The sequence below is a fragment of the Myxococcus llanfairpwllgwyngyllgogerychwyrndrobwllllantysiliogogogochensis genome (assembly GCF_006636215.1).
GTDB lineage: Bacteria > Myxococcota > Myxococcia > Myxococcales > Myxococcaceae > Myxococcus > Myxococcus llanfairpwllgwyngyllgogerychwyrndrobwllllantysiliogogogochensis.
In genome coordinates, this window is sequence record NZ_VIFM01000061.1 from 1 (window position 1) to 17,561 (window position 17,561).

12 protein-coding genes and 2 pseudogenes are annotated in these 17,561 nt (G+C 66.3%); 6 read left to right on the plus strand and 8 right to left on the minus strand.

Going from position 1 to position 17,561, the window contains the following annotated elements; all coding sequences use genetic code 11:
* The 6 genes from FJV41_RS17290 to FJV41_RS17315 all read right to left on the minus strand — a co-directional run.
* Nucleotides 1-1,288 (minus strand): caspase family protein (locus tag FJV41_RS17290; RefSeq protein ID WP_141643602.1); only part of this gene is annotated, 1,288 nt, incomplete at its 3' end.
* A 95-nt stretch (nucleotides 1,289-1,383) separates the two neighbouring features.
* Nucleotides 1,384-2,307: a hypothetical protein gene (locus tag FJV41_RS17295; protein ID WP_141643603.1), complete on the minus strand. Its 924-nt coding sequence runs from the start codon at nucleotides 2,305-2,307 to the stop codon at nucleotides 1,384-1,386.
* Nucleotides 2,307-5,033 carry a TonB-dependent receptor gene (locus FJV41_RS17300; RefSeq protein WP_141643604.1) on the minus strand — a complete coding sequence of 909 codons (2,727 nt, stop codon included), beginning with the start codon at nucleotides 5,031-5,033 and terminating at the stop codon, nucleotides 2,307-2,309. Before FJV41_RS17300 ends, FJV41_RS17295 begins: the two co-directional genes overlap by 1 nt.
* 164 nt (nucleotides 5,034-5,197) lie before the next feature.
* Complete coding sequence (locus FJV41_RS17305; protein ID WP_141643605.1) at nucleotides 5,198-5,986, minus strand: energy transducer TonB; 789 nt, start codon at nucleotides 5,984-5,986, stop codon at nucleotides 5,198-5,200.
* Between the two features lie 10 nt (nucleotides 5,987-5,996).
* Nucleotides 5,997-6,422, minus strand: coding sequence for an ExbD/TolR family protein (locus FJV41_RS17310; RefSeq protein ID WP_141643606.1), 426 nt, complete (start codon nucleotides 6,420-6,422; stop codon nucleotides 5,997-5,999).
* 2 nt (nucleotides 6,423-6,424) lie between these two features.
* Entirely contained in the window at nucleotides 6,425-7,099 is a 675-nt protein-coding gene (locus FJV41_RS17315) for a MotA/TolQ/ExbB proton channel family protein (RefSeq protein WP_141643607.1), read from the minus strand.
* Nucleotides 7,100-7,249: 150 nt separating this feature from the next.
* Here FJV41_RS17315 and FJV41_RS17320 point away from each other — a divergent pair, with 150 nt between their 5' ends.
* The 3 genes from FJV41_RS17320 (at nucleotide 7,250) to FJV41_RS52285 (ending at nucleotide 9,570) form a co-directional block, all read left to right on the plus strand.
* Nucleotides 7,250-8,059 (plus strand): SDR family oxidoreductase, encoded by an 810-nt coding sequence (locus tag FJV41_RS17320; protein WP_141643608.1) that lies wholly within the window; start codon nucleotides 7,250-7,252, stop codon nucleotides 8,057-8,059.
* Nucleotides 8,060-8,191: 132 nt separating this feature from the next.
* Entirely contained in the window at nucleotides 8,192-9,241 is a 1,050-nt protein-coding gene (locus FJV41_RS17325; RefSeq protein ID WP_246137252.1) for an esterase/lipase family protein, read from the plus strand.
* A complete protein-coding gene (locus tag FJV41_RS52285) occupies nucleotides 9,238-9,570 on the plus strand; it encodes a hypothetical protein (protein WP_174457333.1) in 333 nt (110 codons plus the stop codon). Before FJV41_RS17325 ends, FJV41_RS52285 begins: the two co-directional genes overlap by 4 nt.
* Nucleotides 9,571-10,823: 1,253 nt before the next feature.
* On the opposite strand, the pseudogene FJV41_RS17340 reads toward FJV41_RS52285, so the two are convergent.
* Nucleotides 10,824-11,946, minus strand: a pseudogene (locus tag FJV41_RS17340) (IS256 family transposase).
* A gap of 795 nt (nucleotides 11,947-12,741) precedes the next feature.
* On the opposite strand from FJV41_RS17340, the gene FJV41_RS17345 reads away from it, so the two are divergent.
* The 3 genes from FJV41_RS17345 to FJV41_RS56895 all read left to right on the plus strand — a co-directional run bounded on the left by FJV41_RS17345 (nucleotide 12,742) and on the right by FJV41_RS56895 (nucleotide 17,080).
* The gene (locus FJV41_RS17345; protein ID WP_181790711.1) at nucleotides 12,742-15,762 is read left to right on the plus strand and encodes an AAA family ATPase; all 3,021 of its coding nucleotides are present in this window, start codon (nucleotides 12,742-12,744) and stop codon (nucleotides 15,760-15,762) included.
* Complete coding sequence (locus tag FJV41_RS17350) at nucleotides 15,759-16,631, plus strand: hypothetical protein (protein ID WP_141643611.1); 873 nt, start codon at nucleotides 15,759-15,761, stop codon at nucleotides 16,629-16,631. The genes FJV41_RS17345 and FJV41_RS17350 overlap by 4 nt, the downstream gene beginning before the upstream one ends.
* Before the next feature lie 299 nt (nucleotides 16,632-16,930).
* Entirely contained in the window at nucleotides 16,931-17,080 is a 150-nt protein-coding gene (locus FJV41_RS56895) for a hypothetical protein (RefSeq protein WP_181790713.1), read from the plus strand.
* Nucleotides 17,081-17,086: 6 nt separating this feature from the next.
* Here FJV41_RS56895 and FJV41_RS17355 read toward each other — a convergent pair.
* Nucleotides 17,087-17,479 (minus strand): annotated as a pseudogene (locus tag FJV41_RS17355) (integrase core domain-containing protein); the annotation flags it as partial.
* Nucleotides 17,480-17,561: the final 82 nt, after the last annotated feature.

Genomic DNA, 17,561 nt, shown 5'->3' on the forward strand with positions numbered 1-17,561 from the left:
CGCCCACCCCTCGGAGCTGGAACGAGCGAACCGCCAGCCCGCCCAGCGCCACGTTGTTGAGGCCACCACCGCCCCACAACGCACTCGTGGACAGCGGCGGCACCAGCGACAGGTTGATGGGAACAGAGGGCATGTCCTCCAGCGTCCCCTCGTGCGCGAGCGGCACGTCCGACGACACAGTGCCTCCGCGCGCCGCCGTGCGTGTCAGCGTCACCGGAACGAAGTCGCCGACGCGCAACTCCGCGTCACCCTTCGTCCCCACCAGCAACTCCGCCTCGAAGCGCTGCGAGGGGCGCTCCAACGTGACGTGGTAGCGCCCGGCCTCCAGGCCCAGCGAGAGCCGTCGCCCCGAGGGCTTCTGCAGCTCCGCCACCAGTTGGTTGCCCCAGTCGCGAACGAAGAGGCGGCCCTGCACGTCCTCCGCCACCCGCAGACGCGCATTGGAGCCCCGCAGGTCCGTCATCACCAGGTCGCCACTGCCCGCCAGTTGGATGTCATAGGCCGCGTGCTGCGGGCCACCCTGCGAGCGCTCCGTGCGAGCCAGCGTCTCGTGGAAGGCGAACTGATACGCCTCGTGCAGCGTGACTCGTCCATCTCCCGTGGTGTCCGCCGCGCCGCGAAGGCCCGTGACGAGGAAGTGCGTGAAGAAGGACGCGCCGATGGCATCCGACTCCTGCGCCACCTCATCCGCGGAGCTGGAAGCCAGATACGCATGGCCTCGCACCTGCGCGGACATGTCCGTGAGGAATGACGGACGCCGCAGTCCGCCTTTGAAGCGGGTGAGCGCACCGGAGCCGCACGAGTCGAGGATGGCGATGCGCACGTCCACCGGCACCAGGCCCATCAGCTTGCGCAGGTCGCCGTAGGTGACGCGCTCGCCGCGCGGCAACAGGCCATCCGCGTCCGAGTGGCCCGAGTAGTACACCACCAGCTCGCGCCGCACGCCGGGCACGGCCGCGCCCTCCACCAGCGTCTTGAGCCGCTCCAGCGCCGACAGGAGCGCGTCCCGGTCCGCCTCCAGCAACAGCACCCGGTCCGCGGTGGCCACGCCGCCCAGCTCTTCCAGGACGCGCGACATGGCCAGCGCGTCGGAGCCCGCATAGCGCAAGCGCTCGCGCCCGGGCCCGCCTTCACTGGAGCCGACGACGAGCGCGAAGCGGCGCAGCGCCGCGTCAGGCGCCTCCTCGAGAGGAGCGGCCCGAGAGCCCACGCCCCACGCCACCAGCACCCACGCGGCCAGCACGCTGGCCACGCGTCCCCACCCGCGCGCTGTGCTCCGTCTCATCATCCGCTTCCCACCCCGCTCCAGCCCCGGCCCGGCCTCGCGTGAGCACCGGGGGCATACCTCGGATGGCCGCCCCCTTGCGAGCCATCCTCACGACGCTAAGGCGACCAGCGGGCCTTGCGGATGAGCCAGGTGCTGCCTCCTCGCCCGTCCCGCGCCACGGCCCAGAAGGTGACCTCCTGAGCGACGCCGTCCTTCTCAGGAGGCTCCCACTCCACGCGGTGCCGCCCAGGCTCGCCGTTGAAGTCGGCGCCGCCCGTCTCCTCGTCCGGGATTTCTCCCAGCGACACATGCCAGCTGATGGACCAGGCCTCCTTGAGCGACACGGACTCCTGCCGGAACCCGGGCACCACATAGGCCTCCTCCAGGGCGGACACGTCCTCGGCCGTAATCACGAACGGCCCCTGTCCCGTCAACTCGGGCAGCGCCTCCTCCGCCCACGGCTGACCCTCCAGGCGAAGCCCTTGCAGCTCCGGCTGCTGGTTGGGCGCCATGCCGGGCACGAGCGGGCAGGAGAACACCATCAGCTTCTGCGCGTAGATGGCCTCGCTCCCCGCGCTGAGGTTCAGCACCAGCGGCATGCGCAGCCCACCGAAGCCCTCGTAGGGGTCCGCCTGCCGCACCTTGTCCAGCAGCAGCGTGCCGTCCGGCAGCGTGCTCGCACCGGGCCGGATGGGCACCACCAGTTCGCCCGCCGTCGTGGTGCCCTGCGCCAGTTGCACGCGCAGAGCGGTGTTCTCGCAGAGGAAGTCCTCCGGGTCCGCGCAGGCCCACAAGGTGTAGGAGAGGGCGCGCCCCTCGCCCGCGGGGTCCACCACCAGCGCGCGGTAGGACACCTCCTCGGTGAGGACCTCCAGGGCCTCCGCGGTGAGTTCGCACGTCGGAGCCATCAGCTCCGGGCGCTCCACGGCGATGCCCAGCACGCGCAGGTCATGTACGATGGACGGCCGGTCATCGGGGTCGACACAGGCGACGGCGCCGAGCGTGAGCAGCAGCGCCCCATACTTGAGCCAGGTATTCATCAGAAGCTTCCTTTCACGCCCAGCACGGGGAGGATGGGGATGCCCGGTATCTCCACCTCGTCGCGAAACCGGTAGTCATTGAAGACGAACTCGACGTTCTCCGCGTTGTAGAGGTTCTGCACGTCGAGGTAGAGCGCGAGCGTCCAGTTGTCGAAGCGCCAGCCCTTCTCCACCCGGACGTCGAGCTGATGGAACGTGGAGGTCCGCGCCGAGAGCGAGCGGCCATAGGTGGGCTCGTAGCTGTTCGAGTCCGAGTTGTAGACGTCATGCGGATGCACCAGCGGCGTCGTCGGTCGACCGGTGGTGAGGCGGAAGCGTCCACCCAGCTCCCAGCCATTGCCCAGCACGTAGTTGGCCACCAGCGTGAGGATGTGCGTCTGGTCCCAGATGCTCAGACCGTAGGTGACCTCGCTGATGCCCGGAGGACCGTCGTCGCCGAAGGCACCGTCGACCCGGGGCTTGGCGCCCGCGCGACCGTCCTCCGCGTGGCTGAGCGTATACGACAGCCAGCCGTACCACTTGTCCGTCGCGGCGGCGCGGTCCTTCTTCACCATCAACTCCACGCCATAGGCCTTGCCGATGCCCGCGTTGACGAAGCGGTCCTGCGTGAAGCTCCCCTCGTCGGTGGCGCGGACATCACCCGGCGCCACCACGTTCTCGAAGCGGCGGTTGAAGAAGCCGGTGACGTCCACGTTCCACACGTCCCCCAGCTTCTGCTCCACGCCGAGGCTCGACTGGAACGCGCGCTGGTAGCCCAGCAGCGGATTGCCGTAGGGGGAGAAGATGAACTGGAAGGTGTCCGCCGGCTGGCTGTAGAGGCCGAGCGAGCCCTTGAGCGAGGTCCGCTCGGTGGCCGCGTAGCGGACCCACAGCCGAGGGTCCAGGAGCAGGTTGCGCGTGCCACCCACCTTCTGGAGGTTGCCACGCACGCCCGGCGTCACGGTGAGCGGGCCCCACTTGAAGTCCGCCTCGGCGAAGAGCGCGCCGTCGAAGCCGTTGATGGTGAGCTTCTCGTGGATGAGCTCCGCGACGGGGTCATTGCCCGGGAAGGGCACGTACTCGGTGCCCTCCGGAGACGGGGCCTGCACGTCCACCTTCACGTGCTCGAAGTAGACATCCAGACCGGTGCGCAGGGTGAGCGTATCGGACAGCTCCAGCGACACCACCTCGCGCGCGCCCAGCGAGTAGATGGAGTCGTTTTCGATGTACTGGCCAAAGCTGATGTCGAAGAAGTCCAGGCCCACGTACGGCGTGAAGACGGTGGTGAGCGGACCCTTGCGGTACGTCCAGTCGCCCTTCACACGGTGGAAGACGGTGTGCGTGTCCAGGGAGATGTCACGGTTCTCCTCTTCACCACCGGACACCAGGCGCAGCTTGTCGTCGCTGCCGAAGGCCATGATGTAGCCGGTGCTGCGCGCGGCCCCAGGCTCCGGCGTGGAGCCGCGCGGCGCGCCGAAGTCCACGCGCAGTTGGTAGTCCCAGTACACAGGGACGATGGAGAGCGTACTGCCCTCGTCGTCCGGCAACACCGCGGGCAGCAGCGTGTCGATGTACGAGCGCCGCGCGGAGGCCGCCACGCTGATGCCCTCGGTGATGGGCGCCTCCACGAAGAAGCCCGCGTCGAGCAGGTCCACCTTCACGGAGCCATGCACCGTGTCCGCGGCGCCCTTGCGCGTGGCCACGTCCACGACACCACCCACCGCGCGGCCGTACTGGCTGCCGTAGCCGCCGGGGAAGAAGTCGAGCGAGTCGATGAACTCGGCGTTGACCACCGACGGTCCGCCGAGCAGGTGGAACAGGTTGGGGATGCGCACGCCGTCCATCAGCGTCGCCGTCTGGCCCGGGTTGGAGCCGCGCACCAGCAAGTCGCCCGAGATGAAGGGCGCGCGCGCCACGCCCGGCAGCGTCTGGAGGACGCGGATGGGGTCACCAAACGTCCCTGGCGTCTTCTGCGCCTCCTCGCGCGTCACGGTGCGGCGGACCACTTCCTTCTTCGGCCGCTCGGAGCGCACCACCGTCTCGAAGGCGCTGCCGGCCGGAGCCAGATAGAAGTTCACCTCCGTCGTCTCGTTCGCCTTCAGCGTCTCCTTCGTCTGGTAGAGCTGATGGCCGGAGGCGATGACGCGCACGGCGCACTCGCCCGGGGGGACCTCCAGGGTGAAGCGGCCGTCCGCGTCGGACACGGCCTCGGCGGCGTCCGCGTCGTCACCGCAGCGCACGGTGGCTCCAGCCACGCGCGAGCGGCTGCCTCGGGAGATGAGCTGACCGGTGAGCGTCGCCTTGGGCGCCTCGGGCTCGGCGGCGACCTGGCCCTCCGCCGGCGGGGGCGCGTTGAGGGTGAAGTGGTAGACGTACTCCACCTGCACCGGCGCGGGCACGCCGTCGACCTCGGCGGGCGAGAAGCGGAACTGGCGCACGGCGGCGATGGCCGCCTCGTCGAAGCCGTGGCCCGCGAGCTCCGCGGACTGCACGTCCGTCACCGCGCCATCCTCGGCGATGGTGATGATGAGGCGCACGGAGGCGGTGAGGCCCTGCGCGAGCGCCTCGGCGGGGTACTGGGCTTGGACCTGCTGCACCAACTCCGGGGGCTTGGTGATGGTGGGCTGCGCGGCCGGAGGTGACTCGGCGGCGGGGGCTCCAGGTTGAGGCGCCTGGGCGAGCGCCGGAGTCGCCACCCAGAGGGAGGCGGCGGCGAGCGCGACGCGGGCTTTCACGTTCGAGGACATGGGGCTTTCAGGGACAGGGGCGTGAAGAGAGTCGGGCTCCCGACGGCAGAGGGGCGGAGTGAAGGCGTGCAGGAGGAGCCGGCGGGCATGTACGGGCCGTGGATGTGGATGGGGCCCACCGGTGCACTCCCCCGCTCCGACCCTCTCCCGGCGGGAGCGGATGTTCAATCGAGCAGGAACGTATAGGCGTACTTCATCTCCGTGGACACTGCTTCGCCTCCCTTGAAGGCGGGACGGAAGCGGAAGCGGAGGATGGCGGTGCGCGCGGCTTCTTCCAGACCGTGCCCGGGCCCATTCAGCACGCGTGCATTCACCACGCGGCCTTCGGTGTCGATGGTGATGGACAGCGTCACCGTGCCCTCGATTCCCGCGCGGCGTGCCTCATCCGGGTAGGGAATCTTCACCTCGCTGGCGAGCTGCGGCTCGCGGTCCACCTGGTAGATGGGCGTGTACTTGGGCGCGCTGTACGCCTTCACCTCTTGCGGCGCCTTGGCCTTCTCGGCGTTGCGACCATAGAGGGTATTGCCCACCGGCGCCGCGAAACCTCCCGCGCTCGTGGTGGAGGACATGGAGATGCCGACCACCAGGGGCGCGGGCTTCGCGCTCGGCGGCGGGGTTTCATTGGGCGGGGGCGGCGCATCCACGGGAGGCGGAGGCAGCGGCCTGGGCGCCTCGGCGACCTTGATGGGCGGGGGCTTCACGCGGACCTTGGGCGGCGGCGGAGGCTCCGGCTTCGGCTCCTCCACCACGGGCGGCGGGGGCGGAGGCGGCTTCGTCACCTCCACCATGACCAACTCCACGGGACGCTGCGGCGCGGGACGCTCCGGCGGGCGGGTGTGCAACACCACCAGCCCCAGCCCGTGCAGCAGGAACGAGCCGGTGACGAAGCCCATGAACAATCCGCTGCCGCCTCGTCGGGGCAGGACACCACTTTCGAGCACGCTCGTACTCATGGCCTTCGCGTCAGCCCCGCGGCGCGGGCGCGACGTCCTTCTCGATGTTGAGCGCGAACTTGGCGATGCCGTGACCCTTCACGGTGTCGATGAGCCGCATCACCTGGCCGTACGCGATGCTCTGGTCGGCGCTGATGATGGCGCGGGTGTCCTTGTCCTTGGCGACAGCCTCGGACACCTTGGTGGACAGCTCCGCCTCGCTCACTGGAGCGCCGTCGAAGTAGAGCTTGCCCTCCTTGTCGAGCACCACGTTGACGAGCCCCTGCACCGTCTCGCCGCCGTTGGCCGCGCGGGGCAGGTCCACTTCCACCGTCTCGCGGACGATGAAGTTGGCCGTCACCATGAAGATGATGAGCAGCACCAACACGATGTCCACGAGCGGGGTGACGTTGATGCCAGTGATTTCCTCGTCGTCCTGCTGCGAGCCGCCGGCCATGACTAGCGGACCTCCGCGCGCAGGCTGCCGACCAGGGCGTGGCCCAGGGCGTTGGCGCGGCTGGTGAGCGTCTTGAGCTGGCGGTTGAAGATGTTGAAGGCGACGACGGCGGGAATCGCGACAGCCAGGCCCACCGCCGTGGCGACGAGCGCCTCCGAGATGCCGCCCATGACGGTCTGCTGAATCGCGGCGCCCTTCACTCCCGCGGAGCCCAAATCATGGAACGCCTTGATGATGCCGAGCACCGTGCCGAACAGGCCGATGAAGGGCGCGTTGTTGCCGAGCGTGCCGAGGAAGGAGAGGAAGCGCTCGTACTGGGGACGCTCGCGGGCCATGGTGGAGGCAATCACCTGCTCAACGGAATCGGCGCCTTGCTCGGCGGAGGCGAGGCCCTCGCGGATGATGGCGGCCTCCATGCCTCGGCGTCCCTGGATGGCCACTCGCACCGCTTCGAGCTCGCCGCGCGCCAGTCGCACCGCGAGCGACTCCGAGTCCGGGAGGCGGTTCCGGGCGAAGTACACCGTGCGCTCCAACATGATGGCGATGGAGAGCACGGAGAGGACGACCAGGATCCACAGCACCCACTCGGCGGACGTCAGTGTGACACCGAGCAGCTTGCTGCTGAGCCAGCCGAGATTCTCGGCTGGGACCTGGGCGATGACCGCGATGGACGACATGGTGTTCGTTCCCCTCTCGAAATGCGTTGGCGCGAACGGAACACCGCGGGTTCCGGAAAGTGTTACCGGGTTTATTTTTCGGAGCGGAACGCTGTGCGCGGGTGTAGGCCTGGGCCGACGTCCTCGACGCGCTGGGAGTGCGGGGCGACAATGCGGGCCATGCAAGGCAAGAGCGTGGTGGTCACCGGTGCCTCCATGGGCATCGGCGAGGAGCTGTCGGTGGCGCTCGCGGCGCGGGGCGCGAATCTGGTGCTGGCCGCGCGGAGTGAGGATGCCCTCCAGCGGGTGAAGCAGCGGTGTGAGGCGGCGGGCGGGAAGGCCATCGCGGTCGCCACGGACGTGGGGGACCCGGAGGCGTGTCGGCGGATGGTGGACCGCGCGGTGGAGGCGTACGGCGGCGTGGACGTGCTCGTCAACAACGCGGGCATCTCCATGGACGCGCGGTTCGAGGACGTCACGGACCTGACGCTCTTCGAGCGGCTGATGCGCATCAACTACCTGGGCTCGGTGTACTGCACGCACCATGCGCTGCCGCACCTGAAGGCACGGCGCGGGTTGCTGGTGGCGGTGTCGTCACTGACGGGGAAGACGGGCGTGCCCACGCGCTCGGGCTATGCGGCAAGCAAGCACGCGATGAACGGGTTCTTCGACTCGCTGCGCGTGGAGTTGATGGGGACGGGCGTGGACGTGACGGTGGTGTGCCCGGGCTTCGTGGCGACGAATGTGCGCGCCAACGCGCTAGGCAAGGACGGCAAGCCGCTGCAGGTGAGCGCGCACGACGAGACGGAAGGCAACATGGACGTGGGCACGTGCGTGTCCATCATCCTGAAGGCCATGGATCAGCGTGAGCGCGAGGTGGTGATGACCACCAAGGGCAAGGTGGGTCAGTACCTGAAGCTGTTCACCCCGGGCTTCCTGGACCGCATCGTGTTCAAGGCGATTCAGGAACGGCGGAAGTGAGCGGGGCTGGGGACTGAATGGGAGCGCTCGTCCAGTGGCAAGGACGGCCGCCCTGAGAGGGAGCTTCCCTGCGTCCAGGCCGCGATTCGACTTCCATGACGCGCCGTGTCACACTGCGCGTGGAGGTACTGAATGACGACTTCGGAAGGGCCTGAAACCCCAGACTCCGAGCCTGGGTTCCCGGTGGTCTCGTCCTCTCCCGCCGAAGCGGCGCTCCCCGCTCCGCTCAAGCCTCGCGTGGGCAAGGTGGACGTCGCGCTCGGCGTGCTCAACGGCGTGCTGGGCGACTACCTCCACCGCCAGAACAACACGCTCGCCACGCCCATCGGCCTCTACCACGAGGGCCGCCCCCTCCCCGTCGAGCGCGAGGCCCTGCGCGCCGCCCATCCCCAGTCGACAGGACGCGTGGCCCTCTGGGTCCACGGACTCGCCGTCACCGAGGCCGTCTGGGCCTTCCCCGCAGAGCCCACCACCGACTACGGCACCCTCCTGGAGCGCGACGCGGGCTTCACACCGCTCTATCTCCGCTACAACACCGGCCTGCACATCTCCGACAACGGCGAGGCCCTCGCGAACCTCCTGCAACGCCTCGTCGCCGAGTTCCCCGTCCCCATCACCGAGCTCGTCCTCGTCGGCTACAGCATGGGCGGCCTCGTCCTGCGCAGCGCCTGTCACATCGCCTCCGAGTCGTGCCTGTCCTGGCTCTCCCACGTGCGCCGCTCGTACTCCATCGGCGTGCCCCACTTCGGCAGCCCCCTCGAGCGCATGGGCACCGTCGTCGCCCAGGTGCTCCGCGCCGTGCCCAATCCCTACACGCGACTGGTCGCCGATGTCGTCGACCTGCGCAGCAGCGGCGTGAAGGACCTGGGCGTCGCTCGACTCCGCCGGCAGGACTGGGAAGACACCGCGTCTCCATGCAAGCCCTTGCTCCCTCCGCCGGGCATCGCCCACCATCTCATCGTCGGGGCGCTCGGCCAGCAGGGGCAGTGGCTATCCGCCATGTTCGGTGACGGCGTCGTCTCCCTGGCGAGCGCTTCCGGCCGCACCGGCCCGCGTGATACGAGCCCGCTATTCCCGCCGGAAAACGTCAAGGTGGTCGCAGGTATCGACCACGTCACCCTCGCCCACCACGCGGATGTCTACGCGCGGCTCCGCGAGTCGCTCGCAGTGGAGGCCTCATGACTCGCCTACGTGGTGTGAAGGACCTGGTACACGATGCCGTGGAGCAGGGCGCCATGGCGGTGGAGCGCATCCACCGCTCCAGCGCCGCGAAGCCTTTCGAGGTGCTGCGGTTGATTCCCACGCTCGACGCACCCGTGGGCGCCCTGCAATCCCTCCATGACGCCGCCCTCTCCGGCACGTATGGAATGGTCCGCTGGGTCAACCGCGCCGTCGACGGGACGCTGGACGTCGCCCTGGACCTCTTCGAGCAACGCCAACTCTCCCAGACGGAACTTCAGGGCCCGTCGAGCACCGACAACATCCTCGGTAGCACGTCGAAGAACGCGTAGTTCCAGCAGCTGAAGTTGTGGCCGCCGTCGCAGCCGAACGGCTTCTGGCCTGCTCCCTCTTCAGCCGCACATCCCTCCCTGAGCGCTTACCCTTCCGGGACCGGGTACGCGCCGGCCCGGCCAGGGTGAAGGCCACGGGCAGCACCAGGAGCGGTAAGGCCATCGGCAGGCCCCGGCGGGATGCGGATCTCGATGCCGTGTCCGCGCTGCGCGCCGAGGGCCGGAACTGGAGGGAGATCGCCCAGGCCAGGCATGTGCCCCGGCGGACGCTGGTCAGGACCTGGACGCTGGAGCACAACCTGGGCTGGATTCAGCGGCCTGCGCCACTCGGGGAGGCTGGGTGGGGCGGAAGGTGAAGGTTGTGCGCTCGGTCCACCGGACCCGCGCCTCCCTCAACCCGTGGACACGGACCGAACCAGAGGAGTCAGCTGAAACCAGCTGTCGGGATCGTCGTCCCCCTCGCACGTCCAGTACTCAAGCGACGCACGATGAAGGTCCCGGTCAGCACGGAGCAACTCCACGATCTGAGTCCACTCGGTCGGGACACCGATCCCAGAATCCAGCCTGCGATCCACGGAGGCAAGTATCAGCGCCATAAGCGCAACCTTGTCGTCTGGGCTCAGAGGAAGTGACCGATACGCGGTCAGAAACTCATCTACGCGCGAGGGATCCGCCAGTTCGATCTCCCAGTCCTGCTCTTGGCCATTGGCTGGAAGATCAAGTGCGGCAGTCAGCTTGTCGATGGACGCTTGCTTCAAGGCGATCATGATCAGGGGATGGGGTAGGCGGTTACAAAACCGTTGGGGCCAGGGACCATCGTCGCTCGTGTCGTGCCCACGACGGACCCGTCCGGCATGATGACCTGTCCGAGGCCTTCGGGGATGCGAATCGACGCCGGGCCCTCAAGCCCAGCCCTGTGGCTGTGCAACAACTCCGCAGCGGCCTCATTGTCCAGCCACTGTCCTTGGGGCTTCCCTGTGGCTCAAGCCGTATCTGTGAGGCTACGGGTGTTCTTCGCGCCCTCCCCATGTTTCTTGAACGTGTGCCGGAACGTCTTGACGCTCTTCCAGTTCAAGCTCGCCTTTGCGGCACTCTCTCCGGCTTTCCCATCCCCACCGCTCCCGGCGGTCAAGTTCCGAATTGTGTGTAGTTGGTCCGAAGGGGGTTCGGGGGAGGAAGGCTCCTTGGCGGGGTCATGCAGCGGTGTCTGAGTTTGACTTCAGCAGGGACATGTCGAGGTAGCGGCGGTCGTCTCAGACGCCGGTGACTTCAAGAGCGACAGCGGTGATGAGGCGCAGAGCGCTGGCGCGGTCCGGGAAGGCGCCGACACCTCGGATGCGACGCTTCACCTCGCCATGGAGGCGCTCCAAGCCGTTGGTGCTGCGCAGGCGTTTCCAGTGAGCCTTGAGGAAACTAAAGAAGGAGGTGGCGGCAACGAAGCCCTGGCGCAGGGGGCAGGCACTCCAGGGCCTCGGGTACCTGACGCCCCAGTCCTTCCTGGAGGGCCTCCAGTCGCTTCCTGGCGTCCTGGAGGGAGGGCGCCTCGAAGATGGCCGACGTCTGCTTGCCCAGCCGCCCCCGCAGCCGCCAGGGCGCCTTGGCGAGCACGTTCCGGGTGAGGTGCACCGTGCGGCGCTGCAACTGCGCCTCCGGGAGTGCCTGTCGGGCCGCGGCGGCCAGGCCCGCGTGCCCGTCGGCGATGACGAGCCGCACGCCCGTCAGGCCGCGCTCCAGCAACTGGCGAAGCAGCTCCAGCCAGGAGTCCATCGACTCGCTGCCGCCCAGGGTGATTGCCAACAGGTGCCGGTGCCCATCCTCCCCCACGCCGTAGGCCACCAGAGCGGAGACGTTCTGCACCGTGCGCGCCCACCGGGCGTCCAGGAAGGTGGCATCCAGGTACACGTACGGGAAGGCCTGGGTGAGAGGCTGGGTGCGCAGTGCCTCCACTTTCTCTTCCAGGGACTTCGTCACCCGGCTCACCGTCGAGCGCGAGACGTCCTCGCCCATCAATGCCCGTGTGACTCGGCCCATCTTCCTCGTGGAGACGCCCTGCACGTACGCGCTGGTAATCGCCTCGTCGAGTTCCTCGCTACGCCGCTTGTAGCGGCCCAGCACGGCTCCCGCCGCGCCGCTGGCCCTGGTTCGGGGAACAGCCACCTCCAGGTGCCCCATGGACGTCAGCAGGCCTCGCAGGTAGCTGCCGTTGCGTTGGTCCTTGCGCCCCTACGCTTGCTGCCAGCGCCCCGCTCTCACCAGGCCTCGAATCTCCTCCTCCAGCAGCATCTCCAGCGTCATGCGGATGGCTCCCTGGAAGAGGGCTCGCACGTCGGTGCGCACCTCCTCGTGCGAGGGCGCGGCAAAGTCTGTATCGTCCACGACGGGAACTCCTCGGCTCCCCTGCCAGGGGGAGACCGTCTCGGTTGGTTTCACCGAGGAGCTTCCCTCTTTCCCCTTCGTCCCTGCCCGCCAACTACACACTTATAGGGACACGACCCCGGTGCTCCCGCTCGGCCAGTCGGCTGAGTTGTCCAGGGAGGAGGCACCGAGGCGCACCAGCTTGGTGCTGCGCGCCGTTGCTGCGGCGCCCCCCGGGAGAGCCGGCTTTGCGCGGGGGTGGACGGCCCGCAGGAGCGCCACTCGCTGGAAGCAGCGGCGTTGGGAGGACCTGGGATGACTGCGGATGGTGCGGTCTCTGGAGCCCAAACAGCGGGGAGCGGCATCTGTGCAACTGGCACACAGCGGCGCCTTCGCTGTAGTGTACTGGACCTGACGCGGGTGTGGCTGAACCTGCGCGGCCCACACGGCTCCCCCTGCCCGAGGCGCGCAAGCGGACGCAACAGAGCGCAGGGCCAGCCTCCTGCGCGTCCTCACCACGCCGGAAGCACCTGCGGACCGGTCCCTGCACATTCAGACGGCTTCGTACGGGCGCCCCCTGTGTCAGGGAACTTGCCCCCCCGGCTTACGTGCCAAGCTGACCACGCCATGGGGCGATAACAGGCAGGATGCGGGGCCGCTTCATCCGCAACCTGCTGAACGGGTCCACGTCGTACGCGTAGGGTCATTGGCTAGGACATGAGATGATGCCACCGTGACGATGCGCAGCCCATCACAAAGCCGAAGCCATGCTCTACTCCTATAGAATAGGCTGGCGTTCCTATGCCTTTGGAGCCCATGAACCAGACTCTCGCCTCCGACGCCCGAACCGTGCTGACCAGGCTTCACGAGTTGGCGGATGCCTCCTCTACCCCGCCGCCGAACGTCGATACCGCTCGTGACTGGGCGAAGGCGATCAAGAAGTCCTTGGGCTTTCTTGAAGATCCCGCCCACTCAGTGGTCTTTATTGGCAACGTAGGCGTCGGCAAGTCATCCCTCATCAGCGTACTCGCCCACCTCCTCGTCGGTTCTGCCCCGGCGGATCGGCAGAGGCTGAAAGACCACTCGGTTCTAGCTATCGGCTCAGGCAGAACTACAGTCTGCGAGGTTCGCATTCGGGCCCGCCATGACGGAGACGCGGGCCAGATCGGACTGGTCGTCGAGCCCTTCTCCCTTGAGGATATGCGGAAGGAGATCGAATTCTACGCCCACGACGAGTGGACTCGACGGCAGACCGACGCGCGGCGCAGGGTCGAGGACGATACCGATCCCACCTCTCAAGAGGTGCACAGGGCAATCCGCGGCATGACGGATTACGCTGAGCGTCAAGAGACCTATTTGGATGGTGGACTCAAGCGACGCCGCAATGTGCGGCCGCTCGACGAGGTGATCCCCCAATTCAGTACGCCCGCACTGTTCGCGGACCACCTCCTTGGACGCGCTAAGCTGTCCACTCGGATAAAGACTTCCTGGTGGTGGGAAACCTCTACCCAGGAAGACTTGAAGAAGCTCAAGGCTCTCTTTGAGGCTGTAAACCAAGGCACCGAGCCATCCGCCATGCTGCCGGAAAGAATGACCGTCGTAGTTCCGGAGCCCCTTCCCGGGAGCATGTCCAATCTGGCTCTCACGCTCATTGACACACGGGGGTTAGACGGCAAGGTCGAGTCGCGCAGCGACCTCCAAGAACTTCTGCGGGATCCACGCTCGGTATCCGTCCTGTGCGCACCATTCAAGGACGCACCAGGAGAGAGCTTACGTGCCCTTGTGCGCTCCATGGCGGGTGACGCCGAGCTACGGCAAGCAGCGCCACGCGCACTGCTAATATTGATCGACCAGGGAGATGGTGAGCAGGTCAATGGCGCAAGAGGAGACCGGGAGTTCGGGCAGGAGTTAAAAATCGACGAGTGCCACATCGCCCTGGAAAGCACGGGCGCTCCACAAATGATTGAGAAGGTGCAGATCCTCGCCTTTGACGCACTAAAAGACGATCGCCAGCGACTATTGGATGCCATCAGCGACCGGTTGGTCCGGCTGAGACAGTCCCAAGAGGATGCTCTGCGCCAACAGATTGCCGACGCGCGGAATTTCCTGGTTAGCGACAAGAACCACCCCGTTCTCCGCGAGTCCGTGGATAAGCAGATTCAAGAAACGCTGGCGCAACACCTGCTCTCTGATGCGCCCATGCACGACCCCTTGGCGGGCGTGTACAACGCCATCATCGACTGCCGCTACGCTTCGGTTGTGTACGCAACCTGCAGGCGCAATGGAACTTACTCCCGCCTAGACGCGTATGCTGCGATACGAGCCGAAGCCAACAGAGCAGCGACCGTGTGGCTGGACGACCTAATCCGTGCCGTCACCTCCAAATTGGACACGCTCCTGCAGGATCCCAATCTGGCCACTCTGCAGGACCACATTCGCCTGCGGCAGAGGCAGTTCCAGGAAGGACAGATCCGGGTAATACGGGATTACGCGGAGCAGGTTGGGAAACAGGTCGAAGAACTGCTGAAACCGTCTCCCGTATGGAGTGCCTGCCGCGAGGAGTGGAGCCGTGGGCATGGTTTCAAGGCGAGGGTTCTCGCCCACCTGGAGGGATGGGCACGCCAACAACCAGGGCTGACGGCCCACGAGCGAACTAACGCCATGCAAGAAATTCCGCTGGTGGGAGAGATCGCTCGGCCCGTCCGCGCACCTCGATTCACCCTTCACGCGCGAAACCTGCGAGCATTGCGTCAGGCAAACTGGGCTCCAGAGCCGGTAAGCGCACTGATAGGCGCGAATGGTGCAGGCAAGACGACACTCTTGCAAACTCTCAGATTACTGCGGGTCGCCTACGAACTCGGCTTGCCTGAGGCAGTTAGAACGGTCCTGGGAGGTAGCAGCAACCTCAAATTCTGGGGAGCTCCTGATTCCGAGCCGGTCGAGATCGGACTCGATATTGAGGAGGCAAGCTGGCGGATTGCTCTCATCCCGCGCGAGGGCGCCGTGGACTACATGACCAATGAGCGATTCACGGAGGGGACGAGGGAGATCTTCTCTCGCGACACTTTGGGGAACTTTTCCTATGGCGGAGAGCGGCTGGATCCGAGCCCGCAGACAGGCCTGCGGGTGCTAATGGACAGGGGAGTGCATGAGCCCGCGCTCCGCAGGATGGCGTCGTTCCTCAAAGGCATCGCCGTCTATCACGACCCTGACCTCTGGACTCTGCGAATGCTAGGCTCGAGCACGACCGAGGATCGCTACCTACATTCCCGCAGCACCAACGCGCTCACTCTACTCCGGCGTTGGCATCAAGAGCGTGGCAGCCGTGACCGCTATCAATTCGTGATCGACGGCCTTAACTCCGCGTTCCCCCACACAGTCAGCGATCTGGACTTTGTAGAGGCCGGTAACACTCTTGTCGCACGTGTCTATCGGCCAGGAATGGAACTGCCCAGCCCCCTGGAAAACGAAGCTAATGGTGTGCTCCAACTCCTCGTGCTCTTTTGCAATGTAGCAGCTGCCAAGGATGGAAGCGTAGTCGCCATTGACGAGCCGGAGAACAGTCTGCACCCCTACGCGCTGCGCAGGTTCCTCAGCCGAACGAGCAGGTGGGCGAAACAACATAACTTGACGGTGCTATTGGCAACCCATTCGACCGTGCTTCTCGATGAACTCAGCTCGCATCCGGAGCAAGTGTATGTTCTGAAGGCCCTGAGTGAGGGAGAGCCTGTGCCGACGCGCCTCGACCAGCTTTGCGATCGTGACTGGCTGGCTGGTTTCAAATTGGGTGACTTGTACGAGCAGGGAGAGATCGGAAGCAACGAGGACGAGGCATGAACTCGCTCCGAATCAAGCTCATTGTGACTGGCGACCTTGAGAGGCTGGCGCTTCACGAGTCTCTGCGGCAACTCTTTCCATCCAAGCGGGGCACCGCAGAGGTTGTCTGGGAGCAGCCTCGAAAGCTCCACTGCGCCACGAGTCACCAACTCTCGCCGGGCAAAGCCCCATCCGAACCAATGTTAGCCTTGGCCCAAGCCATGCTGACTGAAGTGGGAATCGGCAAGAACGGAGAGCCTGCGGACCTCGTCGTTGTCATCGACGACGTAGAGCTTGGAAATCGGGGACAGGAGGCGACAGTGGTGCAACACTTTCGAGCCGCCGTAAACAAGAAGCTCAATAACCATAGCGGAAGCGCCCAAGCACGCTACCGCTCCCTTCTTCGCGAAAAGTGCTCCTTTCACCTGCTCTGCCCGATGGTAGAGTCCTATTTGTTCGGCGATGAGAAGGCGCTCAGTGCTGCTGGAGTACCCATCGGGCAAAGCCCCCAACTCGTTTCGTCCGATGTAGAGCAGTTTCAGACTGATGACCCGGCGTGGCTACCAATCTGCCATAAGGAGAATGGAAACCGGAAGAGGGCAGCACCTTGGTGGGCTCACGAGCGTCATCCCAAGCATTACCTAGAACATTTAACCGAACGTGCCGGTGTGTTTTACGAAGAGACAGACCACGGAAAACGCGCGCTCACAGACCTCCGCTGGCTCCAAGTCCCCAAAGCCTCCGTGGACGCCCCTGTCATTCGTTCGCTACTTGAGGATATCTCTGACTGGTTCGGTGACCCTAACCCGCTGGGCAACGGAGCCCTCCATCCAGACCTTTATCCGCCCAAGTCCGTCAACCGAGGAAACTTGCTACTTCGGAACCTATGACTGAAGACGCTCCCCAAGAAGTGAGGGTCAAGTCCCGAATCGTGTGTAGTTGGTCCGGAGGGGGTACGGAGGAGGAAGGCTCCTTGGCGGCGTCACTCAGCGGTGTCTGGGTTTGAAGTCAACAGGGCCATGTCGAGGTAGCGGCGGTCATCCCGGTAAGCGTCAAGGTTGTTGTCGCGGGAGAGGGTTCAGCCGATGCGCTTCATCTCCTGCACTGCCGGGGTGGGGTTGGGAGAGGGGCCGAGACGGACAGGGCCCATCGGCGTCCAGTTGCGCGTGTCGCGACTCCAGCGCTCGGGGTGCCGGTCGCGAGCGCGTTGGTACACCTCGCGGCGTTGGGCCAGCAGCCCGTGCTCGCGACCGAAGTGCCTGTCAGCGGGTGTGACGAAGCGGATGGCGGAGTGGCGGTGCTCGGTGTTGCGGTGAGCGTCAAGGTAGATGTCGCGTGAGAGGGTTCAGCCGATGAGCCTCATCTCCTGCACGGCCGGGGAGAGGTTCGGAGAGGGACCGAGACGGACGGGGCCAACTGGCGTCCAGTTGCGCGTGACGCGGCTCCAGCGCTCGGGGTGACGGGTTCGGGCGCGCTGGTACACCTGGTGGCGTCGAGTCAGCAGCATGGCCTCGCGACCGAAGTGCCTGTCGTCAGGCGTGACGAAGCGGATGGCGGAGTGTCGGTGCTCGGTGTTGTACCAAGCCACGAAGCGCGTCACCCAGTCGTGCGCAACCTCGACGGAGGCAAAGAGCCGCCGGGGGAAGCTGGGGCGGTACTTCAGCGTGCGGAAGAGGGCCTCGGAGAAGGCATTGTCGTCCGAGACGCGGGGCCGGCTGAAGGACGGGGTGACGCCCAGCCATTTCTCGCAGCTGCGCTTCATGCAGCCCCTCTCCACGCAGCAATGCCCCCAACTCCTCCCCTTTGAGTTCCTGGGCAGC

Excerpts from the sequence above, each read along its gene's own strand:
- FJV41_RS17295 (WP_141643603.1), bottom strand. The coding sequence starts at position 2,307 with ATGAATACCTGGCTCAAGTATGGGGCGCTGCTGCTCACGCTCGGCGCC.
- FJV41_RS17300 (WP_141643604.1), bottom strand. The coding sequence starts at position 5,033 with ATGTCCTCGAACGTGAAAGCCCGCGTCGCGCTCGCCGCCGCCTCCCTC.
- FJV41_RS17305 (WP_141643605.1), bottom strand. The coding sequence starts at position 5,986 with ATGAGTACGAGCGTGCTCGAAAGTGGTGTCCTGCCCCGACGAGGCGGC.
- FJV41_RS17310 (WP_141643606.1), bottom strand. The coding sequence starts at position 6,422 with ATGGCCGGCGGCTCGCAGCAGGACGACGAGGAAATCACTGGCATCAAC.
- FJV41_RS17315 (WP_141643607.1), bottom strand. The coding sequence starts at position 7,099 with ATGTCGTCCATCGCGGTCATCGCCCAGGTCCCAGCCGAGAATCTCGGC.
- FJV41_RS17320 (WP_141643608.1), top strand. The coding sequence starts at position 7,250 with ATGCGGGCCATGCAAGGCAAGAGCGTGGTGGTCACCGGTGCCTCCATG.
- FJV41_RS17325 (WP_246137252.1), top strand. The coding sequence starts at position 8,192 with ATGACGACTTCGGAAGGGCCTGAAACCCCAGACTCCGAGCCTGGGTTC.
- FJV41_RS52285 (WP_174457333.1), top strand. The coding sequence starts at position 9,238 with ATGACTCGCCTACGTGGTGTGAAGGACCTGGTACACGATGCCGTGGAG.
- FJV41_RS17345 (WP_181790711.1), top strand. The coding sequence starts at position 12,742 with ATGAACCAGACTCTCGCCTCCGACGCCCGAACCGTGCTGACCAGGCTT.
- FJV41_RS17350 (WP_141643611.1), top strand. The coding sequence starts at position 15,759 with ATGAACTCGCTCCGAATCAAGCTCATTGTGACTGGCGACCTTGAGAGG.